Below are 22,524 nucleotides of genomic sequence, written 5' to 3' on the forward strand. Positions count from 1 at the left end.
CCTGTCGATGCGCCTGACGTACTTTTCCACCGCCGGCTACCGGTCGTTGCGCGCGATCCGGCTCGACATCGGCCAGGTCAGCGTCTTCGCCGGCGAAAACGGCGTCGGCAAATCCAACCTCTATCGAGCCCTTCAGCTGATCAAGGCATCGGCTGACGGCACGCTTGCCCGCGAGATCGCGGGCGAGGGCGGCATGAGCTCGGTCCTGTGGTCGGGCAAGCGCCGTACCGGACAGCCGGTTCGCGTCATCATCGACGCCCGGTTCGTCGACGACGAAACGGCAGTCGAATATGGCTACCGGGTCGAAATCGGGCTGCCTCCGCCGGTTTCGGCCGGCTTTGCGTTCGAACCGCATGTCAAGGAAGAGACGCTGAGCGTCGAGGCCGGACGGCGGCCCGTCGAAATGATGACGCGCAAGGGCCAGGCGGTGTTCGCCCGCGATGGCGACGGCAGGCGCGTCGAATACCCCGATCGTATCCTGAATTCGGAAACGGCGCTGTCGCTTCTCGGCGGCGCTGGCCGCTATCCGGAAGTCGGCGATCTGCGTGCAGCGGTGGCCGGCTGGCGCTTTTATCATGGCTTCCGAACCGACGCCGATTCGTTGGTGCGGCGGCCGGCGCTGGCGACCACCGCGCCGATGCTGGACGAGGATGGCGCCAACCTGGCCGCCGTGTTCGCCACGCTACGCCACATCCGCGGCGACACCGTCGATCTTGACCGCATGATCGGCGATGCACTCGGCGGGGCCGTGCTCGATGTGCCTGTGCCCGCGGAAACAGCGACCTTTGGTCTGGCGCTGCCCGAGTTCCCGCAACGGGTATTTCGTCCCCAGGAATTGTCGGACGGACAGATCCGCTTCCTGGCGCTGGCCGGCGCGCTGATGTCTTATCGCTTGCCCAGGCTGGTCGCGCTCAATGAGCCGGAAGCGAGCCTGCATGTGCGCATGCTGCCGGCGCTCGCCGACATGATCGCCGCGGCGGCCGAACGGACGCAGGTCTGGGTGGTCACGCATTCGCGCGAACTGGCCGAGCTGGTGCGAGAGCGCACCGGCGCAAGAGCGCTGACGCTGCTGCGCATCGATGGTGCCACGACGATCGAAGGCATGCGCGCGACCGGCGTGATGCCGGAGGATGACTAGGCGCGCGCCGGCCGCTGCCTGGTGAGCGACCAGCCGAGTGTCATTCCCGCGGCGGCAACCAGGATGGCCGCCGCCCCGATCATCTGCAGCGGCTGCAGGCGATGGCCGAAGACCACGAAGTCGGCCAGGATCGCGACCACCGGGTAGATGAAGGACAGCGCGCCGACGAGATTGGTCGGCAGCTTCTGGATCGCGCCATAGAGCAGTATGTACATCAGACCGGTGTGGACGACGCCGATGGCGACGAGCAGCGCCCAGGTCGCGGCGTCGGCCGGCAGTGCCGTGAAGTCGGCGAAGGGCGCAAGCATGATGACGCCGACCGCGACCTGCACGAGCGCGATCAGGTGCGGCGGAACGCCCTTGAGCCTTTTCGCGACGATCGCCGCGATGGCGTAGAAGAAGGCGGCTCCGAGCGCCATGAGGATGCCGGTGAAATAGTCGGTGCCTGTCCCGGATTTGGCCTGCACGATCATCAGCATGCCGGCAAAGGCAACTGCCAGCCAGCCGAGCTTGGTCGGCGTCAGCCGCTCGCCGAAAAACATCGCCCCCAGCGCCACCAGCATGAAGGGCTGGGTGTTGTAGACGGCGGTGGCGATCGAGATCGAGGCGCGCGGAAAGGCGGCAAACAGCAGCAGCCAGTTGGCGACGATGGCGATGCCGCCCAAAGCGGCCCAGGCAGTCTGTCGACGCCCGATGGCCTCGGCGCGGAGCAGGCCGAGCGCGGTGCAGATGGCCAAAAGCGTCAGCGCGCCAAAGGCGCAGCGCCAGAACACGACCGACAGGACAGGCTGGCCGGAGAGGACGACGAACACGCCGATGGTTCCCGATATCGCCATGGCAGTGGTCATCTCGATGGTGCCGCGCGTTTTTTCCGTCATGGTCCTGTCCTCGATGTTCGATCGCATTCTTGCGCAGGCGGAATGGGTATTTCCATGCGTTGGTGAAGGAGATTGTCGGATTGAACCTAACAAAGTAAGGTGCATCCTCAGGAGAGGCTCAGGAGTGGAAATGCTCGACGATCTGGACAGGCGCATCGTCGAAATCCTGGTCGAGGACGCCAGGATTTCACTGAAGGATTTGGCACAGCGGGTCGGCCTGTCGTCGCCGAGCGCTTCGGAGAGACTGAAGCGGCTGGAGGAGCGCGGGGTCATCCGTGGCTTCACCATCGAGGTGGATCCGGCAGCGCTTGGCTACACGCTCCAGGCCATCGTCCGCATCCGGCCGCTGCCGGGCAAGCTGCATGTCGTGCAGGACCTGATCCAGCAGATCCCGCAATTCTCCGAATGCGACAAGGTTACGGGCGACGATTGCTTCGTCGGACGGCTGCACATCCGTTCGATCGGCGAACTCGATACGATCCTCGACCGCATCGCCGACAAGGCGGAAACCAGCAGCTCGATCGTCAAGGCGCAACCGGTGAAGCGGCGGCTGCCGCCGCTGCTCTGAGACGTGGATACAAAAAAGCCGGCGCTGGTGACGCCGGCCTTGATGGTCTTGCGGTGAAAGATCAGCCGATCTTCTGGCCGGTCTTGGCCCAGTCGGCCAGGAACATCTCGAGGCCCTTGTCGGTCAGCGGGTGCTTGACCAGCGCCTTCAGCGTTGCCGGCGGGATGGTGGCGACGTCGGCGCCGATCAGGGCGGCGCGCTTGACGTGTTCGGTCGAGCGGATCGAGGCCGCGAGGATCTCGGTGTCGAAGCCGTAGTTGTCATAGATATGCCGGATCTCGGCGATCAGTTCCATGCCGTCGACGGCCATGTCGTCGAGCCGGCCGATGAAGGGCGAGATGAAGGTGGCGCCGGCCTTGGCGGCGAGCAGGGCCTGATTGGCGGAGAAGCACAGCGTGACATTGACCATGCGGCCTTCCGAGGTCAGCGCGCGGCAGGCCTTGAGGCCGTCGAGCGTCAGCGGCACCTTGATGCAGATGTTGTCGGCGATCTTCGACAGAACCGCAGCTTCCTTCATCATCTCGGCATATTCGGTGGCTGCCACTTCGGCGGAGACCGGGCCTTCGACGATGTCGCAGATTTCCTTGGTCACTTCGGCGATGTTGCGGCCGGACTTGAGGATCAGCGACGGGTTGGTGGTGACGCCGTCAAGAAGGCCGAGCTCGTTGAGCTCGCGGATTTCCTGGACGTCGGCGGTGTCGACGAAAAACTTCATGGGAGTCTCCTTGGTCGTGGCGTTGTGCCGCCGGGGCACTGAACTGGTCGGCCTTTGCTCTAAACCAAGTTCGGGGCAAGGTCACGCGTCATGACCGCCGATTCGCCAAGAACCAGGGCTGCCCCCGTGCTGGTGCCGATGCCGGCCGAGCGCGCCTACTCCTATGCCGTCCCCGATGGCATGCAGGTGGTGCCCGGTTCGATCGTGCGCGTGCCGCTCGGCCCGCGCGAAGTGGCCGGCATCGTCTGGGACGGGCCGGTGGAAACAGTCGACCCGAAAAAGCTCAGGCCGATCGCCCATGTCTTCGATTGTCCGCCGGTCACCGACCAGATGCGGCGGCTGGTCGACTGGGTGGCGCAATACACGCTCTCGCCGCCCGGCATGGTGGCGCGGATGATCCTGCGCGCACCGGAAGCGTTCGACCCCGAACCCTGGACGGAAGGCATCAAGCGCGGCGACGGCGAACCGGACCGGATGACGGCGGCGCGCAGCCGGGTGCTCGAGATGGCCAATGACGGCATGGCCTGGACGCGCTCGGGCCTTGCCCATGCCGTCGGCGTTTCCTCGACCGTCATCGACGGGCTCAGGGCGCAGGGCGTGTTCGACACGGTGATGATCCCGCCGCGCCCGGTGGTGGCCGAGCCAGATGCGTCCTACGCCACCGCCGAGCTGACGACCGACCAGGAAGCCGTCGCGGCAGGCCTGCGCGCTCAGGTGGCGGCCGACAAGTTCGGCGTCACGCTGATCGACGGCGTCACCGGCTCGGGCAAGACGGAAGTCTATTTCGAGGCGGTCGCCGCTGCGCTCGACAAGGGCAGGCAGGTGCTGATCCTGCTGCCCGAGATCGCTTTGACCCAGGCCTTCCTCGAGCGCTTTCAGAATCGCTTCGGCTCCAAGCCGGCCGAATGGCATTCCGACCTGCCGCCGCGCATGCGCGAGCGCGTCTGGCGCCAAGTGGCGGAGGGGGGCGTCCGCGTGGTCGCCGGCGCCCGTTCGGCGCTGTTTCTGCCGTTCAACAACCTTGGCCTGATCGTCGTCGACGAGGAGCACGACCCTGCCTACAAGCAGGAGGACCGCGTCTACTACAACGCCCGCGACATGGCGGTGGTGCGCGGCCATATCGGCGCCTTCCCGGTGGTGCTGGCCTCGGCGACGCCGTCGGTTGAAAGCCGCGTCAATGCCGAGCAGGGCAAGTATGCGCGCGCCGTGCTGTCGGCGCGATTTGCCGAAGCCGCGCTGCCCAAGCTCGCGACTATCGACATGCGGCGCTCGCCACCGGCGCGCGGCGGCTTCCTGTCGCCGGTGCTGCTCGGCAAGATGCGCGAGACGCTGGAGCGCAAGGAACAGTCGCTGCTGTTTCTCAACCGGCGCGGCTACGCGCCGCTGACGCTGTGCCGGGTCTGCGGCCATCGCTTCGGCTGCCCGGTGTGCTCGGCCTGGCTGGTCGAGCACCGCTTTCGCGGCCAGCTCGTCTGCCACCATTGCGGCCACAACGAAAAGCGCCCCGAGGCATGCCCGGAATGCGGCACCTTCGATCATCTGGTCGCCTGCGGCCCCGGTGTCGAGCGCATCGCCGAGGAGGTGGTCCATCATTTTCCCGAAGCGCGGACCATCGTCCTGTCGTCGGACATGCTCGGCGGGGTGAAGCGCCTGAGGCTGGAGCTGGAGGCCATCGCCAATGGCGAGGCCGATATCGTCATCGGCACCCAGCTTGTCGCCAAGGGGCACAACTTTCCCAACATGACGCTGGTCGGCGTGGTCGATGCCGATCTCGGCCTCGCCAATGGCGATCCGCGCGCTGCCGAACGAACCTACCAGCTGCTGTCGCAGGTGACAGGCCGTGCCGGCCGCACCGGCAAGAAGAGCCTTGGCCTGCTGCAGACCTTCCAGCCCGACCACCCGGTCATGCGGGCGATCGTCTCCGGCGATTCGGAGGCGTTCTACGAGCGCGAGATCGCCGAACGTGAGCGCTCGGCGCTGCCGCCCTTCGGCCGGCTGGCCGGCATCATCGTCAGCGCGGCGACGCGGCCCGAGGCGGAGAGCCATGCACGGGGGCTGCGGCGTGCGGCACATGTCGCCCAGGACGTTCATGTGCTCGGCCCGGCCGAGGCGCCGCTGGCGCTGGTCGGCGGCCGCCATCGTTTCCGCCTGCTGGTACAGGCCGACCGCAAGGCCGACATCCAGGGCTACATCAAGGCGATGCTCGCCGCCGGGCCGAAGGTGCGCGGCTCGGTGCGCGTGCAGGTTGACATCGACCCGCAGAGTTTCCTGTAGTTCAGCCCGCAGGCCGTGCGACGATGCCCACAAGTGGCGGGCTCGGAGCCGGGCCGGTCATCACCTCTTCGACGACGTAGCCGGCGGCCTTCAGCCTGACCTCGACCGCGCGCCTGATGGTTTCGACCTGGCCGGCGGTGGGCGGTTCGAAAAACAGGAACAGTCTGCCGCCGGGGGCAAGCAGCGGCTTGAGCACGGCGAGCTCGCGCATGGCCTCGAGCCAGAACAGGTTGACGTTGATGGCAAAGACCTTGTCGAAGGCGCTGCCCGCACGCTTCCAATCGGCGAAAGCGCCCTGCACAAGGGCAGCCTTGCCGGCGGCGATTGCCGCGCGGTTTCTCTCCTCGGCGGCGCTGATGGCGCTGTCCGACCGATCCAGCCCGGTGATGTGACCGTCTATCAGCAGCGGCGTGATCCCGGCCACGGCGACTCCTCGCCCGCAACCGATTTCCAGAAGCCGGTCGCCTGGCCGAACGGCGAGGTGGTCGATTGCCCAGACTATGCGCTCCGGTATGGCCATGGTCCGCTCCAGTGCTCCGCGGCACAGCATACCTGCTCCAGCCGTTCCCGCCAGTTGCGCTCTGGCGCTTGGCACACCGTCCGCTATGATCGCCACGGATTCACGGCCTAGCCGGAGGGGGAAATATGGAATTCGCATTTCCGTGGCCGACCAGCCAGGGCGAATGGCTGGCGTGGAGCTCCGCGGCCGTCACGTTGTTGTTCGGCGCGCTCCTTTTCTTTGCCCCGAGGATCGCATTCCGCCTGCTCAGGCTGCAGGCGCGCGCCGACAATCCCGAGGCGATCGCCCAAGGCAGGGCGACGATGGCCGGCTTCTTCCTCGGCCTCGGCCTGTGCGCGCTTCTGCTCGACCAGCCCTGGCTCTACATGGCGCTCGGGGTGTCCTGGCTGTTCACAGCCTTTGGCCGCGTCGTCGCCATGATGTCCGACGGCGCCAACACCCCATACAACTGGGTAGCCATCGTTATCGAACTGACGTTGGCGGCCCTACCCCTTGGGTTTGTTTTCGGCTTCTGGCCGTGAATCGGTCCCCGGCAGGGCCTCCGACCGGCGGGATGCGACAATAGTGCCAATACAGCTGTTAGAGGACGTGTTGCGGTCCTCAAAAGCCTGTGCTAGACGGCAATCGACTTTCGGCCGGGGGGATGCGGCTGCCGCGAGCTCCGGGGTCAAAAAACGCAGTAAGGTCAAAGATTTAGCTGGGTCAACACTCGCTCCAAGAATCTTGCGGCCTGTCAGATAAGAGAAAAGACGGTCCGTGACCCAATCTTCCTCGCCAATCTCCGGTGTTGCTGAGCGCTATGCGGGTTCGTTGTTCGAACTCGCGCTCGAAGCAGGTACCGTTGCAAAGGTAGAAGCCGACCTCGGTCGTTTCGCCGCGCTCCTCGATGGCAGCGCTGATCTCGATCGCCTGATCAAGAGCCCGGTCTTTTCGGGCGACGAGCAGGAAAAAGCCATTGCGGCGATCGCCGACAAGGCGAAAATTACCGGTCTTGCCGGCAATTTCCTTCGTCTGGTCGCGCAGAATCGTCGCTTGTTCGCCCTGCCGGGCATGATCGCGGCGTTCCGCCAGATCTCGGCCGCGCATCGCGGCGAAGTTGCCGCTGACGTGACGTCGGCGCACGAGCTGACGGCGGCGCAGCAGACCGAGCTCAAGACGGCGCTGAAGAGCGTCGCCGGCAAGGATGTGGCGATCACCGTCACCGTCGATCCTTCGCTGCTTGGCGGCCTGATCGTCAAGATGGGCTCGCGCCAGATCGATACGTCGCTCAAAACCAAACTCAATTCGCTCAAGCTTGCACTGAAAGAGGTCGGCTGATGGACATCCGCGCCGCGGAAATTTCCGCAATTCTGAAAGACCAGATCAAGAATTTCGGCAAGGAAGCCGAAGTCTCCGAAGTTGGTCAGGTTCTGTCGGTGGGCGATGGTATCGCTCGCGTTTATGGTCTCGACAACGTCCAGGCGGGCGAAATGGTCGAGTTCCCTGGCGGCATCCGCGGCATGGCGCTGAATCTTGAAAGCGACAACGTCGGCGTCGTCATCTTCGGCGCGGACCGTGACATCAAGGAGGGCGACACCGTCAAGCGCACCGGCGCGATCGTCGACGTCCCTGTTGGTCCGGAGCTGCTCGGCCGCGTCGTCGACGCGCTCGGCAACCCGATCGACGGCAAGGGTCCGATCAAGGCCAAGGAACGTCGTCGCGTCGACGTCAAGGCGCCCGGCATCATCCCCCGCAAGTCGGTGCACGAGCCGATGTCGACCGGCCTCAAGGCCATCGACGCCCTGATCCCGGTTGGCCGCGGCCAGCGCGAGCTGGTCATCGGCGACCGCCAGACCGGCAAGACCGCCATCATCCTCGACACCATCCTGAACCAGAAAGCGATCCACGTCGCTGGTCCGGAGAAGGAAAAGCTGTACTGCGTCTACGTCGCCGTCGGCCAGAAGCGCTCGACCGTCGCGCAGTTCGTCAAGGTGCTCGAAGAGCGCGGCGCGCTCGAATACTCGATCATCATCGCGGCAACCGCGTCCGATCCGGCCCCCATGCAGTTCCTGGCCCCGTTCGCCGGCTGCGCCATGGGCGAATATTTCCGCGACAACGGCAAGCATGCCCTGATCGCCTATGACGATCTGTCCAAGCAGGCCGTCGCCTACCGTCAGATGTCGCTGCTGCTGCGCCGCCCGCCGGGCCGCGAAGCCTACCCGGGCGACGTCTTCTACCTGCATTCGCGTCTGCTCGAGCGTTCGGCCAAGCTGAACGACGAAAACGGCGCCGGTTCGCTGACCGCCCTGCCGGTCATCGAAACGCAGGCCAACGACGTCTCGGCCTACATCCCGACCAACGTGATCTCGATCACCGACGGTCAGATCTTCCTTGAGACCAACCTGTTCTTCCAGGGCATCCGTCCTGCCGTGAACGTCGGTCTGTCGGTGTCGCGCGTCGGCTCGTCGGCTCAGATCAAGGCGATGAAGCAGGTTGCAGGCTCGATCAAGGGCGAGCTCGCGCAGTACCGCGAAATGGCTGCCTTCGCGCAGTTCGGTTCCGACCTCGACGCCGCGACGCAGCGTCTGCTCAACCGCGGCGCGCGCCTGACCGAGCTGCTCAAGCAGCCGCAGTTCTCGCCGCTGAAGACCGAAGAGCAGGTCACGGTGATCTTCGCCGGCGTCAACGGCTACCTCGACAAGCTGGCCCTCAATCAGGTCGGCAAGTTCGAGCAGGGGCTGCTGGCCTACATGCGCTCCGAAGGCAAGGACGTCCTCGACGGCATCCGTACGGAGAAGGCGCTCAGCGACGACCTCCGCGGCAAGCTCAAGGGTCACATCGACGCGTTCGCGAAAAACTTCGCCTGACACTGACGGATAAGGCATGGCCTCGCTAAAAGACCTCCGCAACCGCATCGCCTCGGTCAAGGCGACGCAGAAAATCACCAAGGCGATGCAGATGGTCGCCGCGGCGAAGCTGCGTCGCGCCCAGGAAGCTGCGGAAGCCGCGCGTCCCTACTCGCAGCGCATGGGTGCGGTTCTCGCGAACATCGCCCAGGCGGTGAGCGACGGCGGCGATGCTCCGGCGCTGATGACCGGCACCGGCAAGGACGACGTGCACCTGCTCGTCGTCTGCACGGCCGAGCGCGGTCTTTGCGGCGGCTTCAACAGCCAGATCTCGCGCATGGCGCGCGATCACGTCCGCAAGCTGCAGGGGCAGGGCAAGACGGTGAAGATTCTCACCGTCGGCAAGAAGGGCTACGACATCCTGCGTCGTGACTTCGCGTCGCTGATCATCGATCGCGTCGAGCTGCGCGACGCCAAGCAGGTTGGCTTCGTCCATGCCGACATGATCGCCAAGAAGGTGATCACGCTCTTCAACGAGGGCGGCTTCGACGTCTGCACGCTGTTCTACTCCGAGTTCAAGTCGGTGATCAGCCAGGTTCCGACCGCGCTGCAGCTGATTCCGGCGGCGGCGCCTTCGGCTGTCGGCGACGCCTCGGCTGCGGGCGGCGCGATCTACGAATATGAGCCTGAGCCAAGCGAAATCCTCGGCGACCTCATTCCGCGCAACATTTCGGTGCAGGTCTTCCGTGCGCTGCTCGAGAACGCTGCCGGTGAAATGGGCGCCAAGATGAGCGCGATGGACAACGCCACGCGCAACGCCGGTGACATGATCAACAAGCTGACGATCACGTACAACCGCCAGCGTCAGGCCCAGATCACCAAGGAACTGATCGAGATTATTTCGGGCGCCGAAGCGCTCTAGCCACGTGATGCCGTGCCGCAAGGCGGGCTCGCGTGTAACAACGAACGGACACAGAGGTTAGAACGATGGCTAAAGCAGCTACTCCGAAAGCCGCGGCGGAAAAGGCCCCGGCAGCAAAGAAGGCAGCGCCTGCAAAGGCAGCCGCAACGGGCTCGGCCGGCCGCGTCAGCCAGGTCATCGGCGCCGTTGTCGACGTTCACTTCGACGGTGAACTGCCGCCGATCCTGAACGCGCTCGAGACGATGAACGGCGACAATCGCCTGATCCTCGAAGTGGCGCAGCATCTCGGTGAAAACACCGTGCGCTGCATCGCCATGGACATTTCGGAAGGCCTGGTTCGCGGCCAGCCGGTGCGCGACACCGGTTCGCCGATCATGGTTCCGGTCGGCGACGAGACGCTGGGCCGCATCATGAACGTCATCGGCGAGCCGGTCGACGAAGCCGGCCCGGTCAAGACCAAGGCCAAGCGCGCCATCCACCAGGAAGCGCCTGCCTATGTCGACCAGTCGACGGAAGCACAGATCCTCGTCACCGGCATCAAGGTCGTCGACCTTCTGGCTCCCTACGCCCGCGGCGGCAAGATCGGCCTGTTCGGCGGCGCCGGTGTCGGCAAGACCGTTCTGATCCAGGAACTGATCAACAACGTCGCCAAGGCGCACGGCGGTTACTCGGTGTTCGCCGGCGTCGGCGAGCGCACCCGCGAAGGCAACGATCTCTATCACGAAATGATCGAGTCGGGCGTCAACAAGGACCCGCATGAGAACAACGGCTCGACCGAAGGTTCGAAGTGCGCCCTGGTGTTCGGCCAGATGAACGAGCCGCCCGGCGCGCGCGCCCGCGTCGCCCTGTCGGGCCTGACCATCGCCGAGCATTTCCGCGACCAGGGCCAGGACGTGCTGTTCTTCGTCGACAACATTTTCCGCTTCACCCAGGCGGGTTCGGAAGTGTCGGCTCTACTCGGCCGTATTCCGTCGGCAGTGGGCTACCAGCCGACCCTGTCGACCGACATGGGCCAGATGCAGGAACGCATCACCACCACCAACAAGGGTTCGATCACCTCGGTGCAGGCGATTTACGTCCCCGCCGACGACTTGACCGATCCGGCGCCGGCAACCTCGTTCGCGCACCTTGACGCGACGACCGTTCTCAACCGCGCGATTTCGGAAAAGGGCATCTACCCGGCGGTGGATCCGCTCGACTCGACCTCGCGCATGCTCGATCCGCTGATCGTCGGCGAAGAGCACTACTCGGTTGCCCGCCGCGTCCAGGAAATCCTCCAGCGCTACAAGTCGCTGCAGGACATCATCGCCATCCTGGGCATGGACGAGCTGTCGGAAGAGGACAAGGTCACGGTTGCCCGCGCCCGCAAGATCGAGCGCTTCCTGTCGCAGCCGTTCTTCGTGGCCGAAGTGTTCACCGGTGCTCCTGGCCAGCTGGTTCCGCTCGAAGACACCATCAAGAGCTTCAAGGGCCTGGTCGACGGCGAATACGATCACCTGCCGGAAGCTGCCTTCTACATGGTCGGCGGCATCGACATGGCGATCGAAAAGGCCCAGCGCATGGCTGCGGAAGCGGCATAAGAAAACGACGCCTCAGCGCGGGCTTTCGGGTCCGCGCTGTCGCCCGATCACTGCCCGATGCGGGCAGGTCTGCTCGGAAACCGTCCAAGCATTTGTGAGACACCATGGCTGAAGCTTTCAAATTCGAACTGGTCTCGCCCGAGCGTCTGCTCGTCTCGGAGCAGGTCGAGTCCGTCGTCATTCCCGCTACGGAAGGCGAGATGACTGTCATGGCGAACCACGCACCGGTCATGACCACCATCAAGCCGGGCGTCGTGACGGTGAAGACCGCTTCCGGCAAGGAAGAGCGTTACGTCGTGTTCGGCGGCTTCGCCGATATCGTTCCGGCCGGCTGCACGCTGCTGGCGGAATCCGCGACGCCGGTGAAGGATATCGACCGCGCCGAGCTGCTGCGCCGCATCCAGTCGGCCCGCGAGGATGTAGCCGACGCCAAGGACGACGCCGTGCGTTCGAAGGCTGAAGCCTATCTGAACCACCTGTCGACACTGGAAGCAGCCGTCTAGGACTGCAATATCCGGCGACGCCGGAACCATCGATATTGTGAAGCCGCCGGTCAATGGCGGCTTTTTTGTTTTTCGGCGTGACGATTCTCCGGAGCATTTCCGCCCTTCTTCGGACGCCCGGTCTGCCTGTTTGACGCAGTTCCGCACAGAGAAACTCGTCACACTTCTTGTGGACTTGCTCCAGATCATCCGGACCAAGCGGCCAGGGCGTTGGTCAAGGACCGCAACTTCGTGGGCCGCGCGTGCGCCTGTGTCGGCGTACCGCTGAAACGCGGTGCCGGCGCGGGCTGGTCCAGGCCATCGAGCCTGACGAAACCCTTGCGCTCGACGAGGTGAGGATGGTGCTGCGCCTCTTCGAGGTCGAGCACTGGCGAGACGCAGGCGTCGGTGTTTTCGAGCAGTGCCAGCCATTCGGCGCTGGGACGGGTGCGGATCAGGGCGGCAGTCCGTTCGCGCAGCGTGGGCCAGTTGGCTGGATCCACACGCAATCGCGCCGTTTCCTCGTCGAGGCCGATCGCCTGCCGGAACACGTCGTAGAACTGGCCTTCCATGGCGCCGATGGCGATGTGCCTGCCGTCGGCGCATTGGTACGTGCCGTAGAACGGTGCGCCACCATCGAGCAGGTTCGCCTGGCGGGAGCGGTTCCACTGGCCCGCTGCGGCGAACTCATGGGCCATCGCCATCAACTGCAACGTGCCATCGCAGATGGCGGCGTCGACAACCTGGCCGCGACCGGTGCGTTGGGTCGACAGCAGCGCAGCCAGCATGCCGCTGACCAAAAACATCGCACCCGCCACCGAAGTCGCCGACGAGATTGAGCGGTGGAACCGGATACCCGGTTGGACCGATGGCAGCGAGTGCGCCAGTGACGGCGATGTAGTTGATGTCGTGGCCGGCGCGTTGGGCGAGCGGGCCGGTCTGCCCCCAGCCTGTCATGCGGCCATAGACGAGGCGTGGATTGCGCGCGAGCATTTCCTCCGGTCCAAGCCCGAGCCGTTCCATGACGCCGGGGCGGAACCCTTCTATGAGCGCGTCGGCACGTTCGACGAGCGCCGCCACCAGTGCCACGTCGCCGGCGTTCTTGAGATCGGCCTCGACGGACGGCCGTCCGCGTCCGGTGATGGGATCGGGCAGCAGCGGTGCGGCGCCGGGGCGGGCGATGCGGACGACGTCGGCCCCCATGTCGGCGAATTGCATGGCCGCAAACGGCGCCGGGCCGAGACCGACAAACTCGACGATACGGATCCCTTTCAAGGGACCCCTGGCAGCTTCAGGCATAAGCATCTCCTCGCGGGCGAAGGTTAGTACACGCAGGCCCCGGATGGGAACGCCCCCCGTGTCGATCGCCATCCGGCTCGCATTTGACATGCAGGTAAATACCTGCATAATAGCTTAGACGAGAGCGAGAAAGATGGACGCTGACAAGGTTTTCAAGGCACTGGGCGACCCGACCCGCAGAAGACTGCTCGACCTTCTCTGTGAACGGAACGGGCAGACGCTCGGCCAGCTTTGCGAGCATCTGGACATGGCGCGGCAGTCGGCCACCCAGCATCTCGAAATCCTGGAGGCGGCCAATCTGGTCAGCACGGTCAAGCGGGGCCGCGAGAAGCTTCATTTCATCAATCCCGTGCCGCTGCACGAGGTCTACGAACGGTGGGTCAGGAAGTTCGAACAGCAGCGGCTCAGCCTGCTGCACGATCTGAAGAAAGAGCTCGAAGGAGAGTGACTATGTCTAAGGACAAGACCAGTTTCGTTTATGTCACCTACATTCGTTCGACGCCTGAAAAGGTGTTCGAAGCTATCGTCCAGCCGGAGTTGGCCCGTCGCTACTGGGGGCACGAAAATGTCTCCGACTGGAACCGGGGCTCGAAGTGGCAGCATATCCGGGCCAATGACGAGCGGACGGTGGAGCTGGTCGGTGAGGTCGTCGAAACCATGCCGCCGAGCCGGTTGGTGATCACCTGGGCAGCGGCGTCGCAAGCGGCGGACCCGGATAGCCATAGCCGGGTGACCTTCGACATCGTCGAATACGACAACATGGTGCGGCTGACAGTCACCCACGACGAGCTGGAAGCCGGCAGCGGCATGGCCAAGGGCATCAGCCAGGGCTGGCCGATCGTGTTGTCCAGCCTGAAATCCTTCCTGGAGACGGGCCAGGGCGTCGACTTGTTCGCCAATCCGAAGTCGGCTTGAACCCGGCGAGGCCGGTTGGGAGAACTGCCATGAGCAAAGTCTATTCGGGCGGATGCGCGTGCGGGGCGATCCGCTATGAGACCACCAGCGCGCCTTTCGTCGAGATTCACTGCCAGTGCCGGGATTGCCAGAAGCGAAGCGGTACCGGGCATTCGTCCTATCTGACTTATGCCAGACGCGCCGACATGGCGATCACCGGCGAAGCGAAAACCTGGCGGGTGGCGGGCGACAGCGGAAACCAGAAGGTCCACGCCTTCTGTCCGAACTGTGGCACGCCGGTGTACGTCACATTCGTTGCGATGCCGGAGCTGATCGCTGTCCATGCCGGAAGCCTGGATGAGCCGGGTCAGTTCAATCCGCAAATGGTCTCATACGCCATCCGGGGGCATGCATGGGACATGATGGATCCGTCGCTGCAGACATTCGATCGCATGCCGGGCTGAGCGTTCAGCGCTGCCGCCGGGGTGAGCAGCGATCGGCGACGACCTGCATGCCTAAGGCCGCCGCAGGTCGGTTCGACGCATTGGCGGCTTTCCACTCGGCATAGAGGTGACTGCCGCTTTCGGGCCGCAGCGGCACGTATTCGATCTTCATCAGTTGCTCGTCGAACGGTTTGGCGAGGTCCGCATAAATCGCCGCAGTCGACAGGCCGTAGGGTTCGCCGTCGTCGTTCGAATAGGCGTAGACGACGCGTTCGACGCCACTCAACCGCATCGCGGCCATGCACATCGGGCAGGGGTTGCCGCTGGCATAGACGGCGCAGCCCTGCAGGTTGGGCGAGCCGAGCGCCTGGCTGGCGGCGCGTATGGCCGTCATCTCGGCATGGGCGGTCGGATCGTTCGTGGCCAGGATCTCGTTGACGCCGTTTGCGATGACATCGCCATCCTTGACGACAACCGCGCCGAACGGTCGGCCGCCTCTGGCGATGTTCGCCCGGGCGAGATCAATCGCCTCGCTGAGAAAGCGTGCGGTGTTCTTCATGGCTTGCTCCCTTCAGTGAGCGCCGGCCGCCACCAGGATTCGCTCCATTTCGTCAAAGCCTCGCTGCCGGGCATGCGCGAGCGGCGTGACACCGTCGCCATCGGCTAGGTTCACGTTGGCTCCGGCCTCGACTAGCAACCTTACGATCGCGACATGGCGTGGACCGCCGTCGCCAAGGATGATGGCTTCGAGCAGTGCCGTCCAGTTCAGGTTGTTGACGTGGTCGATGTCGACCCCGGCCTTGATCAGCGTTGCAACGGTTTCGACGTGCCCGCGTTCCGCAGCCGGGATCAATGCGGTGCCACCATAGCGGTTGGTGCTCTTGAGATCGGCGCCATGCGACAGCGTCATGCGCAGGATTTCCAGATGCCCGCGGGCGCCGGCATAGAGGTAGGGACTGTCCGAGATCGCATCCTTGGCGTTGACGTCGGCGCCTGCCTCGATCAGTGCCCTGGCGGCGTCGATGTTGTTGGCGTGGGTGGCAACCAGCAATGCCGTGCGGCCCTGTTCGTCGCGGGCGTCTATCTCGACGCCCCTTGAAACAAGCTGGCGGATGGCGGCAGGATCATTGTTCGTCGCCAGCGTGTGCAGTTCTCCGGGCATTTTGTCTCCTGCCAACGACGGTGAGATCCAGGACAGCAACATCAATACGACAAAAGAGGTCAGTCTGCGCATGAGGCCCTCATTTTCCAAGTCTGGAGTTCGGTAGGCAATCGTCCGGCTTTGTCCGCTCCACGTGTCCTATTGAAATGTATGTGCAGCAACATTGAGACAATCGTGGTGTCTTGATGTCCTTCAGCCGCGACAATCCTGCGCGCCGCAGCACCCGCTGACGGTGGATGACGAAACGCCGACTTTCTTGGCGAGGTGCTTGCCGGTGAACCGCTGCCGGCAGCGCGGCAATACACTCGGACACCGCCTGGCTGGTGTAGCAAAACTCGATGGTGCCGCTCCAACCATCTGACGCCATACTGCGGCAACCCATTGAGATCGGCCGCCGAGAGAAGCATGAACCCGGCGTGTGCGTAGAGATCAAACAGCAGCCTTGACCAGCGCGATTTCAGGACGGCAGGTCACATGTTCCCTATTCGACTTACGGGGGGAGGCCTTAGTTGACACAGATCACAATACGTGATCACATATTGTTGTCACAAAGTGGGGGAGTGAATGCGAAGAGTTGTCGTCGCTAGTGTGGAGCTTTTGTCGGAACGTTCGGATCGCAGCCAAGCAGGTCGGTTCGACTAGTCATGAGCAAGGCGCCCGGTATTTCGATCAAGAATCTCTCGGTTTCATTCAGGACAAAGACCAGCACAGTCACGGCTCTCGATGATGTTTCATTCGACATTGCTCCGGGATCGTTCCTGAGCATCGTCGGACCTTCGGGCTGTGGCAAGACCACGCTGCTCAAGATTCTCTCAGGTGTCCTTCAGTCCACGAGTGGCACGGTGCTGTTTGATGGCGAGCCGCTCAGCCGGCTCAAGACCCAGGGCCAGGTCGGCTACGTCTTTCAGCGACCGCTGTTGCTTCCATGGCGAACCACTCTCGACAATGTCATGCTGACGATGGAAGTGGCCCGCCGCGGCATGAGCCGCGCCGAGCGTGAGGCCGAGGCACGGCGCTGGCTCAAGATCGCCGGCCTTCAAGGCTTCGAGGAGCGTTTTCCGCACGAATTGTCAGGTGGCATGCAGCAGCGAGTCTCGATCTGCCGCGCCCTGGCTTTCCAGCCGCGGATCCTCCTGATGGATGAACCTTTTGCCGCTCTCGATGAGATTACCCGGGAGACGTTGCAGGAAGAGTTGTTGCTGCTGTGGGCGCAGACCGAAACCACTGTGGTTTTCATCACGCATTCGATTCCCGAAGCCGTGCTGTTGTCGGAACAGATCGTGGTCATGTCGGCCCGTCCCGGTCGGGTTCTTGAACGCATTCCGGTGCCGTTCGAGCGGCCGCGTACCGAAGAGACCCGCGAGCGACCCGAATTCCTGGCGCTCGCCAGCCATATCCGCGGTCTCCTGCGTCACCGCGATCCAGTAACCGCTTGATAGGGGACCACCCATGTACCGCCTCAGCGTCGCCGCCGGCCAAGCTATGGTCTTCATCGTGTTTTTCGCCGCTTGGGAGGTGCTCGTGCACCTCCTCCAGATCAAGCCGGTGATCTTGCCGCCCCCGAGCCGCATTGCTGTATCGGCATGGCAAAACCGTGAATTGTTACTCGTCAACACATGGCCGACATTCATCGCCATCACGCTCGGCTTCCTCTACGCAGTCGCAACGGGCTTCGTCATTGCGATTGGCATCGCCTATTCGAGGATCATCCGTGAACTGACCTATCCGTTCCTCGTCGCCGCGCAAATTTTGCCGAAGATCGCGTTTGCGCCGCTGTTCCTCATCTGGTTCGGCTTCGGTTTGACGCCGAAGATCGTAATTGCCGCGCTGATCGCCTTCTTTCCGGTCGTGATCAACACTGCCAAGGGCCTGACTTCAGTCGACAAGGAACTGCTGCAATATATGGATTCGCTCGGCGCCAGCGGCTGGGAGAAATTCACCAAGATCAGCCTGCCATGGGCGATGCCCTACTTTTTCGCCGCACTTAAGATTTCCATCACCCTGGCCATCGTCGGGGCTGTGGTCGGCGAGTTCGTCGCTGCAGGCGAAGGTCTCGGCTACATCATCAATTCCTCGAACATATCGCTCGATACCGAACTCATGTTCGCGGCCATCGTATGCATGAGTTTGCTCGGGATCCTGCTCTTCCTCGTCATCGTTGCCGCCGAGCGGATGGTCGTGGTCAACGCACAGGACGACGCTTCAGGGGCATCAGCGACCATGTGAGGAAGGGTGAGTGATGACTGCTTTTGGAATGGGTTACGCAAAAGGGAGATGAAGATGTCAAACAGTTTTGGGTCGTGGATTTATCGTACTGCGATCGCGGCGTTGGGCTTCGTGGCTATCGGCACCTCGGCCGATGCGGCGGATTCGGTCAAGCTGCGTCTCGACTGGGTGTTCGGATCGGAACATGCGCCTATTTTCCTGGCGATCGAGAAGGGATTCTTCAAGGAAGAGGGCATCGAGGTCGAACTCCTTCCGGGCGAGGGTTCGTCGGTTACCACGAAGCTGGTGGGCAACCGGGATGCCGACTTCGGCTACGCGTCGGCCGATCAGGTGCTGCTCGGCGCCGCGCGCGACCTGCCCGTTGTTGCGACGGCGGTGCTGCTCCAGCAGAACCCGACGGCCTTCATTTTCAAGACGTCGCAAAACATCAAGAATGTGGAGACAGATCTCTACGGCAAGACGCTCGGCATCCAGCTCAAAAGCAGCACCGGCCGCCAGTGGGAAGCGATCAAGAAGACGCTGAAACTCGATCCTGCCAAGCTGACCGAGGTGCCCGCGGATGGCGCGCTGGTGTCCCTTATCGCTGCGGATCGCATCGATGCCGGCGTCGGCTTCTATTTCAACGACGCCCTGAAGCTGAAGGCCACCGGCGAGGATGTCAGCTGGATCCTCCTCGAAGACCTCGGCATGAAGATGTATTCCACCGCGCTGCTGACCAATGCCGAACTGATCGCGGAGAAGCCCGATCTGGTGGCGCGCTTCACCAAGGCATTCGTGCGCGGCTGGGAATACGCGGTTGCGAACCCCGACGAGGCCTACGAAGCCTTCGTGAAGGCCAATCCCAGCACGGACAAGGTCTATGCCAAGCTGAAGCTGCCGGAGGTGCTGAAGCTCACTCAGTCGCCGGACGTCAGTGCAAACGGATTGGGCTCGTCAACGCTCGCAGGTTGGGACGAACTCCAGCAGCAACTCGTCGAGATGGGGCTTCTGAAGACCAGCATCGACGTGTCCAAGGCGTTCACAACTCAGTTCTTGAAGTAGTTGCCCTCCGGGTCACCAATGTGGGGTCAGACATGACTACAGCCGACATTTTCATCATTGGCACCGGCTACTACGCCGAGGTCATGATCGGCGACCTGGCTTCCACCGCAACAGGACGGCTTCGTGTCGCGATCGGAGGCCGCAACGAAGAGCGGCTTCAGTGGCTGGCCGAGGCTGGCCGTGCCCGGGCGGCCATCTTCGGGAGGCCCGTGACGTTCGAGGTCGTGAAAGTCGATTTCACCTCGTCTTCGGGTGTTGCCGAAAGTCTCGATGCGATACGTCCAAGGGTTGTCGTCCATTCCGCGTCACTGCAATCGCCGTGGAAAGTGGACCGTGAGGACTCACAATGGTCGCGCCTCGTCGCGGAGGGAGGATTCGGCCTGACCCTGGCCCTTCATTCCGTCCTTCCGAGGCGAACAGCCGCTGCAATCCGGCAGGTGGACAGCGGCATTTCCTTCGTCAACACCTGCTATCCGGACGGTGTGAACCAGGTCCTCCGTGCGGCCGGCTTGCCCATCACGACGGGTGTCGGCAACGTCGGTATTTTCTCTGCCGTGATTGCCGGAATGCTTGAGCCTGAGCAGCGCGCGTCGGTACGCGTTCTGGCGCATCACCAGCACCTCGTGCAGTGGCGAAAAAGCGGCAATGAACGCTCAGGCCCTCCGGTTCGCGCCTGGATCGGCGACGACGAAATAGCCGATGTAGACGAGCGGACACGTCATGTCGTGCTTCCCTATAGGGATCTCAATGTCATCTCCGGCGCATCCGCCGTGCCGGTGCTTCTGGCCTTGGCCGGATTTGGCGATATCCGGGCGCATGTGCCGGGCCCCGGCGGACTGCCGGGCGGATACCCGGTGCAGGTAGCTGAAGGCCAGGTATCGCTTGACCTTCCCGAGGGCCTGTCTCGTGACGAAGCAATTCTTTGGAACCGAGGGTTCGAGAACGCCGACGGCGTCAGCATTTCCGAAACGGGGCGCGTGACCTATTCCGAACCTGCTCGCAAGGCGCTCGCCGCCTACAGCCGGGTTCTCTCGGAAGGTTTTGATGTCGCCGAGGTCGAGAATGCCGCAACGGCCCTTGGCCAACTCCGCGACAAGCTCGGGGGCTGAAGCTCACGATGAGTGCGTTCGCGCTTCCTTCGACGCCGTCATTTCGTCTCGAAGGACGCCGCGCCCTGGTCACCGGTGCCGGGCGTGGCATCGGTCTTGCTGCTGCGACTTGCCTGGCGGAGGCTGGCGCCAGCGTCACCTTGTGTGCACGAACGGCATCGGAGGTGGAGGCAGCGGCAGAAGCCATCCGGACGGCGGGAGGGAACGCCGATGCGCTGGTGTTGGATGTCACCGATCTTGACGCTGTTCGTCAGGCATTGGACGGCAGCGAGCCATACGAGATCCTTGTCAGCAATGCCGGGACCAATCGTCCTGCTGCCTTCGCCGCTGTCAGTGCCGAGGACTTCGATGCCGTTTTCGGGATCAATGTCAGGGCCGCCTTCTTCCTGGCGCAGACGGTGACGAGGGCGCTCGTCTCCGCAGGTCGCAAGGGTTCCATCATCCATATTTCTTCGCAATTGGGGCACGTTGGTGCGCCAAATCGGTCGATCTATGTCGCATCGAAATTTGCGATCGAAGGCTTGACCAAGGCGCTTGCCACCGAACTCGGCCCAAAGGGCATTCGCTTCAATACGATTGCGCCAACTTTCACCGACACGCCCATGACACGCTCATACGGTCTCGGTTCGGACGCGCTGGCGGCCGTCACGGCAAAGATCAAGCTGGGCAGGATCGGTCAGGTGGAAGATCTCATGGGCGCAATACTGTTCCTAGCTTCAGACGCGTCGTCTCTGGTGACTGGCTCGTCGCTCGTGGTTGACGGCGGCTGGACCGCCGACTGAGCCAAGTCGCTCGAATCACAGGCAGCTGACGGGTGTCAGTCTCCAGCCTGATAGACATGGCGCTCGAAGCGCTCGAGCAACGTGTGCATCGTCTTGCGCGCGTCAGCGAAGGCCTGCGATCCGCCCCTGGCCGCCATGTCGACTTCATAGGCTTCGCGCGACGCAAAGTTGCATTCCCACCTGACATCAGGGCCGTTTCCTTCGAGCCGGATCAGAATGCGGCCTGGATCGAGCCCGAGTTCGCGCCTGAGTTCAGTCGCCTCGCGGCGCTGCTCCAGAACGGCCGCAGCCTGGCCCTCTCTTGCGAAGTAGTTGGTTGCTTCGACGATCATCGTTTTTTGCTCTCCTCATGCGGCTTGGGCAACTGCCACGCGCATCGTGAAAATTCAGTGCAGCGAGGTGCTTGACGCTCCAAAAATATGATCATAAAGTGTGATCACACTAGATGATCGCAAATGTAGCGCGACGCATCGCCGGTGACAAGGAAGAAGGTACAAAACGTTGCCCACGATCAAGTCCATCGAAACGCTGATTGTCCAACTGCCGACGCGGCGCGAGCACAAGTGGGCCGGCCTGACCGAGGTCATCGGCCGCTATGTCATGGTCAAGATGACCGACAGCGACGGCCGGGTCGGCTGGGGCGAGGCGCCGGCGCTCAAGGACTGGGGCGGTGAGTTCGGTCGCTATTTCGGTGAGTCCGCGCTGATCACCCGCGCCGTCATCGAGACCTACCTGGCCCCTGCCGTCATCGGCGTCGAGCTTGGCAATTTCGCCGAACTGCATGCTCGTATGGATGCCATCATCCGCGGCTATCCTTATTCCAAGGCTGCGGTCGAATTCGCCGCCTACGATCTCACCGGACGCTGGCTCAATGTGCCTGTTCATACGCTGCTCGGCGGCAAGGCGCGCGACAAGGTCGGCATCACCCATTCGATCGGCCTGATCTCGATCGACGAGGCCAAGATCGAAGCGGCCAAGCTCGCCGAAGAAGGCATCAAGACGATCAAGGTCAAGATCGGCGTCGACCCCGTGCGTGACGTCAAGATGGTCGCGGCCGTTCGCGAGGCTGCCGGCGAGGCGATGGAAATCTGCGTTGACGCCAACGAAGGCTACAAGACGCCCGGCGAGGCGGTGCAGACCGTGCGCCAGATGGAAAAATACCGTCTCAAATATGTCGAGCAGCCAGTGATGGGCATCGAGCGCATCACCGAGGTGGCGCGTCGCATCGATGCGCCCGTGATGGCCGATGAATCGGCCTGGAACCCCCATGACGCCATCCAGATCATCGCCGTCGGCAAGGTGCAGATCGTGTCGATCTACACCACCAAGGCTGGCGGTCTCTACAAGGCGATGGAGGTCGGTGCGGTGTGCCGTGCGGCCGGCATCATCTGCAACGTCAACGGCTCCATCGAGACGGGCATCGGCAATCTCGCCAATGTCCAGGTCGCTGCCGCTTCACCGGCGGTGACGCTGTCCTGCGTCATTCCGATCTCGACGCCAGCCGAGGCGCAGCACGGCCAGGTCGGCGGCATCTACTACAAGGACGACCTTTTGGTTGAACCGATGCGCTTCTCCGAAGGCGCCATCGCCGTTCCGACCGGGCCCGGCATGGGCATCGACGTCGACCTCGCAAAGATCGAAAAATACCGCGTCCGCGATTGAACCC

24 protein-coding genes and 1 pseudogene are annotated in these 22,524 nt (G+C 63.4%); 18 read left to right on the forward strand and 7 right to left on the reverse strand.

The window, feature by feature from the left end:
- Positions 1 to 7 precede the first annotated feature (7 nt).
- Positions 8 to 1,138: an AAA family ATPase gene (locus tag PCJ21_RS13895; protein ID WP_269932002.1), complete on the forward strand. Its 1,131-nt coding sequence runs from the start codon at positions 8 to 10 to the stop codon at positions 1,136 to 1,138.
- Here the strand turns inward: PCJ21_RS13895 and PCJ21_RS13900 are convergent.
- Positions 1,135 to 2,016: a DMT family transporter gene (locus PCJ21_RS13900; RefSeq protein ID WP_269932003.1), complete on the reverse strand. Its 882-nt coding sequence runs from the start codon at positions 2,014 to 2,016 to the stop codon at positions 1,135 to 1,137. The genes PCJ21_RS13895 and PCJ21_RS13900 overlap by 4 nt on opposite strands.
- A gap of 130 nt (positions 2,017 to 2,146) precedes the next feature.
- Between PCJ21_RS13900 and PCJ21_RS13905 the strand changes: the two genes are divergently transcribed.
- Complete coding sequence (locus PCJ21_RS13905; RefSeq protein ID WP_269932004.1) at positions 2,147 to 2,584, forward strand: Lrp/AsnC family transcriptional regulator; 438 nt, start codon at positions 2,147 to 2,149, stop codon at positions 2,582 to 2,584.
- 61 nt (positions 2,585 to 2,645) lie between these two features.
- On the opposite strand, the gene fsa is transcribed toward PCJ21_RS13905, so the two are convergent.
- Positions 2,646 to 3,299 (reverse strand): fructose-6-phosphate aldolase, encoded by a 654-nt coding sequence (gene fsa, locus PCJ21_RS13910; protein ID WP_269932005.1) that lies wholly within the window; start codon positions 3,297 to 3,299, stop codon positions 2,646 to 2,648.
- Positions 3,300 to 3,389: 90 nt separating this feature from the next.
- Between fsa and PCJ21_RS13915 the strand changes: the two genes are divergently transcribed.
- On the forward strand, positions 3,390 to 5,573 hold the full coding sequence (locus PCJ21_RS13915; protein WP_269932006.1) for a primosomal protein N': 2,184 nt from the start codon (positions 3,390 to 3,392) through the stop codon (positions 5,571 to 5,573).
- Position 5,574: 1 nt separating this feature from the next.
- Here the strand turns inward: PCJ21_RS13915 and PCJ21_RS13920 are convergent, their stop codons facing one another.
- Complete coding sequence (locus tag PCJ21_RS13920) at positions 5,575 to 6,093, reverse strand: SAM-dependent methyltransferase (RefSeq protein WP_269932007.1); 519 nt, start codon at positions 6,091 to 6,093, stop codon at positions 5,575 to 5,577.
- Positions 6,094 to 6,218: 125 nt separating this feature from the next.
- On the opposite strand from PCJ21_RS13920, the gene PCJ21_RS13925 reads away from it, so the two are divergent.
- The 6 genes from PCJ21_RS13925 to PCJ21_RS13950 all read left to right on the forward strand — a co-directional run bounded on the left by PCJ21_RS13925 (position 6,219) and on the right by PCJ21_RS13950 (position 11,923).
- The gene (locus tag PCJ21_RS13925) at positions 6,219 to 6,614 is read left to right on the forward strand and encodes an AGROH133_08824 family phage infection protein (protein WP_269932008.1); all 396 of its coding nucleotides are present in this window, start codon (positions 6,219 to 6,221) and stop codon (positions 6,612 to 6,614) included.
- A 235-nt stretch (positions 6,615 to 6,849) separates the two neighbouring features.
- On the forward strand, positions 6,850 to 7,410 hold the full coding sequence (locus tag PCJ21_RS13930; RefSeq protein ID WP_269932009.1) for a F0F1 ATP synthase subunit delta: 561 nt from the start codon (positions 6,850 to 6,852) through the stop codon (positions 7,408 to 7,410).
- Positions 7,410 to 8,939 carry a F0F1 ATP synthase subunit alpha gene (gene atpA / locus PCJ21_RS13935; RefSeq protein ID WP_269932010.1) on the forward strand — a complete coding sequence of 510 codons (1,530 nt, stop codon included), beginning with the start codon at positions 7,410 to 7,412 and terminating at the stop codon, positions 8,937 to 8,939. The genes PCJ21_RS13930 and atpA overlap by 1 nt, the downstream gene beginning before the upstream one ends.
- 16 nt (positions 8,940 to 8,955) lie before the next feature.
- Positions 8,956 to 9,840 (forward strand): F0F1 ATP synthase subunit gamma, encoded by an 885-nt coding sequence (locus tag PCJ21_RS13940; protein WP_269932011.1) that lies wholly within the window; start codon positions 8,956 to 8,958, stop codon positions 9,838 to 9,840.
- Positions 9,841 to 9,905: 65 nt separating this feature from the next.
- A complete protein-coding gene (gene atpD, locus PCJ21_RS13945; RefSeq protein WP_269932012.1) occupies positions 9,906 to 11,420 on the forward strand; it encodes a F0F1 ATP synthase subunit beta in 1,515 nt (504 codons plus the stop codon).
- 104 nt (positions 11,421 to 11,524) lie between these two features.
- Positions 11,525 to 11,923 (forward strand): F0F1 ATP synthase subunit epsilon, encoded by a 399-nt coding sequence (locus tag PCJ21_RS13950; RefSeq protein ID WP_269932013.1) that lies wholly within the window; start codon positions 11,525 to 11,527, stop codon positions 11,921 to 11,923.
- 185 nt (positions 11,924 to 12,108) lie between these two features.
- Here PCJ21_RS13950 and PCJ21_RS22110 read toward each other — a convergent pair.
- Positions 12,109 to 13,207 (reverse strand): annotated as a pseudogene (locus tag PCJ21_RS22110) (CaiB/BaiF CoA transferase family protein).
- A 127-nt stretch (positions 13,208 to 13,334) separates the two neighbouring features.
- Between PCJ21_RS22110 and PCJ21_RS13960 the strand changes: the two are divergent.
- Genes PCJ21_RS13960 through PCJ21_RS13970 form a run of 3 tightly spaced genes read left to right on the forward strand, consistent with a single transcriptional unit; the run spans position 13,335 to position 14,559 of the window.
- Positions 13,335 to 13,649: an ArsR/SmtB family transcription factor gene (locus PCJ21_RS13960; RefSeq protein WP_269932014.1), complete on the forward strand. Its 315-nt coding sequence runs from the start codon at positions 13,335 to 13,337 to the stop codon at positions 13,647 to 13,649.
- A gap of 2 nt (positions 13,650 to 13,651) precedes the next feature.
- Entirely contained in the window at positions 13,652 to 14,116 is a 465-nt protein-coding gene (locus PCJ21_RS13965; protein ID WP_269932015.1) for an SRPBCC family protein, read from the forward strand.
- A 29-nt stretch (positions 14,117 to 14,145) separates the two neighbouring features.
- Positions 14,146 to 14,559, forward strand: coding sequence for a GFA family protein (locus tag PCJ21_RS13970; RefSeq protein ID WP_269932016.1), 414 nt, complete (start codon positions 14,146 to 14,148; stop codon positions 14,557 to 14,559).
- A 4-nt stretch (positions 14,560 to 14,563) separates the two neighbouring features.
- Here the strand turns inward: PCJ21_RS13970 and PCJ21_RS13975 are convergent, their stop codons facing one another.
- The gene (locus PCJ21_RS13975) at positions 14,564 to 15,097 is read right to left on the reverse strand and encodes a nucleoside deaminase (RefSeq protein WP_269932017.1); all 534 of its coding nucleotides are present in this window, start codon (positions 15,095 to 15,097) and stop codon (positions 14,564 to 14,566) included.
- Between the two features lie 12 nt (positions 15,098 to 15,109).
- Positions 15,110 to 15,700, reverse strand: a complete 591-nt coding sequence (locus tag PCJ21_RS13980; RefSeq protein WP_269932018.1) for an ankyrin repeat domain-containing protein — start codon at positions 15,698 to 15,700, stop codon at positions 15,110 to 15,112.
- A gap of 644 nt (positions 15,701 to 16,344) precedes the next feature.
- Between PCJ21_RS13980 and PCJ21_RS13990 the strand changes: the two genes are divergently transcribed.
- From PCJ21_RS13990 to PCJ21_RS14010, 5 genes are read left to right on the forward strand one after another with little or no spacing between them, the layout of a single operon-like run.
- A complete protein-coding gene (locus PCJ21_RS13990) occupies positions 16,345 to 17,136 on the forward strand; it encodes an ABC transporter ATP-binding protein (RefSeq protein WP_269932019.1) in 792 nt (263 codons plus the stop codon).
- A 46-nt stretch (positions 17,137 to 17,182) separates the two neighbouring features.
- Positions 17,183 to 17,926 (forward strand): ABC transporter permease, encoded by a 744-nt coding sequence (locus PCJ21_RS13995; RefSeq protein ID WP_269932020.1) that lies wholly within the window; start codon positions 17,183 to 17,185, stop codon positions 17,924 to 17,926.
- A 6-nt stretch (positions 17,927 to 17,932) separates the two neighbouring features.
- Positions 17,933 to 18,967 carry an ABC transporter substrate-binding protein gene (locus PCJ21_RS14000; protein ID WP_269932021.1) on the forward strand — a complete coding sequence of 345 codons (1,035 nt, stop codon included), beginning with the start codon at positions 17,933 to 17,935 and terminating at the stop codon, positions 18,965 to 18,967.
- A 32-nt stretch (positions 18,968 to 18,999) separates the two neighbouring features.
- On the forward strand, positions 19,000 to 20,076 hold the full coding sequence (locus PCJ21_RS14005) for a hypothetical protein (RefSeq protein ID WP_269932022.1): 1,077 nt from the start codon (positions 19,000 to 19,002) through the stop codon (positions 20,074 to 20,076).
- An 8-nt stretch (positions 20,077 to 20,084) separates the two neighbouring features.
- Complete coding sequence (locus PCJ21_RS14010) at positions 20,085 to 20,858, forward strand: SDR family NAD(P)-dependent oxidoreductase (protein ID WP_269932023.1); 774 nt, start codon at positions 20,085 to 20,087, stop codon at positions 20,856 to 20,858.
- 35 nt (positions 20,859 to 20,893) lie between these two features.
- Here PCJ21_RS14010 and PCJ21_RS14015 read toward each other — a convergent pair whose 3' ends face one another.
- A complete protein-coding gene (locus PCJ21_RS14015) occupies positions 20,894 to 21,190 on the reverse strand; it encodes a hypothetical protein (protein ID WP_269932024.1) in 297 nt (98 codons plus the stop codon).
- A 169-nt stretch (positions 21,191 to 21,359) separates the two neighbouring features.
- On the opposite strand from PCJ21_RS14015, the gene PCJ21_RS14020 reads away from it, so the two are divergent.
- Positions 21,360 to 22,520 carry a mandelate racemase/muconate lactonizing enzyme family protein gene (locus PCJ21_RS14020; protein WP_269932025.1) on the forward strand — a complete coding sequence of 387 codons (1,161 nt, stop codon included), beginning with the start codon at positions 21,360 to 21,362 and terminating at the stop codon, positions 22,518 to 22,520.
- Positions 22,521 to 22,524: the final 4 nt, after the last annotated feature.

This window comes from Aminobacter sp. HY435, assembly GCF_027568395.1.
GTDB lineage: Bacteria > Pseudomonadota > Alphaproteobacteria > Rhizobiales > Rhizobiaceae > Aminobacter.

Excerpts from the sequence above, each read along its gene's own strand:
- PCJ21_RS13960 (WP_269932014.1), top strand. The coding sequence starts at position 13,335 with ATGGACGCTGACAAGGTTTTCAAGGCACTGGGCGACCCGACCCGCAGA.
- PCJ21_RS13920 (WP_269932007.1), bottom strand. The coding sequence starts at position 6,093 with ATGGCCATACCGGAGCGCATAGTCTGGGCAATCGACCACCTCGCCGTT.
- PCJ21_RS13980 (WP_269932018.1), bottom strand. The coding sequence starts at position 15,700 with ATGCCCGGAGAACTGCACACGCTGGCGACGAACAATGATCCTGCCGCC.
- PCJ21_RS13995 (WP_269932020.1), top strand. The coding sequence starts at position 17,183 with ATGGTCTTCATCGTGTTTTTCGCCGCTTGGGAGGTGCTCGTGCACCTC.
- fsa (WP_269932005.1), bottom strand. The coding sequence starts at position 3,299 with ATGAAGTTTTTCGTCGACACCGCCGACGTCCAGGAAATCCGCGAGCTC.
- PCJ21_RS13940 (WP_269932011.1), top strand. The coding sequence starts at position 8,956 with ATGGCCTCGCTAAAAGACCTCCGCAACCGCATCGCCTCGGTCAAGGCG.
- PCJ21_RS13965 (WP_269932015.1), top strand. The coding sequence starts at position 13,652 with ATGTCTAAGGACAAGACCAGTTTCGTTTATGTCACCTACATTCGTTCG.
- PCJ21_RS13975 (WP_269932017.1), bottom strand. The coding sequence starts at position 15,097 with ATGAAGAACACCGCACGCTTTCTCAGCGAGGCGATTGATCTCGCCCGG.
- atpD (WP_269932012.1), top strand. The coding sequence starts at position 9,906 with ATGGCTAAAGCAGCTACTCCGAAAGCCGCGGCGGAAAAGGCCCCGGCA.
- PCJ21_RS13895 (WP_269932002.1), top strand. The coding sequence starts at position 8 with ATGCGCCTGACGTACTTTTCCACCGCCGGCTACCGGTCGTTGCGCGCG.
- PCJ21_RS14015 (WP_269932024.1), bottom strand. The coding sequence starts at position 21,190 with ATGATCGTCGAAGCAACCAACTACTTCGCAAGAGAGGGCCAGGCTGCG.
- atpA (WP_269932010.1), top strand. The coding sequence starts at position 7,410 with ATGGACATCCGCGCCGCGGAAATTTCCGCAATTCTGAAAGACCAGATC.
- PCJ21_RS14005 (WP_269932022.1), top strand. The coding sequence starts at position 19,000 with ATGACTACAGCCGACATTTTCATCATTGGCACCGGCTACTACGCCGAG.
- PCJ21_RS13950 (WP_269932013.1), top strand. The coding sequence starts at position 11,525 with ATGGCTGAAGCTTTCAAATTCGAACTGGTCTCGCCCGAGCGTCTGCTC.
- PCJ21_RS13970 (WP_269932016.1), top strand. The coding sequence starts at position 14,146 with ATGAGCAAAGTCTATTCGGGCGGATGCGCGTGCGGGGCGATCCGCTAT.
- PCJ21_RS13925 (WP_269932008.1), top strand. The coding sequence starts at position 6,219 with ATGGAATTCGCATTTCCGTGGCCGACCAGCCAGGGCGAATGGCTGGCG.
- PCJ21_RS13900 (WP_269932003.1), bottom strand. The coding sequence starts at position 2,016 with ATGACGGAAAAAACGCGCGGCACCATCGAGATGACCACTGCCATGGCG.
- PCJ21_RS14010 (WP_269932023.1), top strand. The coding sequence starts at position 20,085 with ATGAGTGCGTTCGCGCTTCCTTCGACGCCGTCATTTCGTCTCGAAGGA.
- PCJ21_RS13990 (WP_269932019.1), top strand. The coding sequence starts at position 16,345 with ATGAGCAAGGCGCCCGGTATTTCGATCAAGAATCTCTCGGTTTCATTC.
- PCJ21_RS13915 (WP_269932006.1), top strand. The coding sequence starts at position 3,390 with ATGACCGCCGATTCGCCAAGAACCAGGGCTGCCCCCGTGCTGGTGCCG.
- PCJ21_RS13905 (WP_269932004.1), top strand. The coding sequence starts at position 2,147 with ATGCTCGACGATCTGGACAGGCGCATCGTCGAAATCCTGGTCGAGGAC.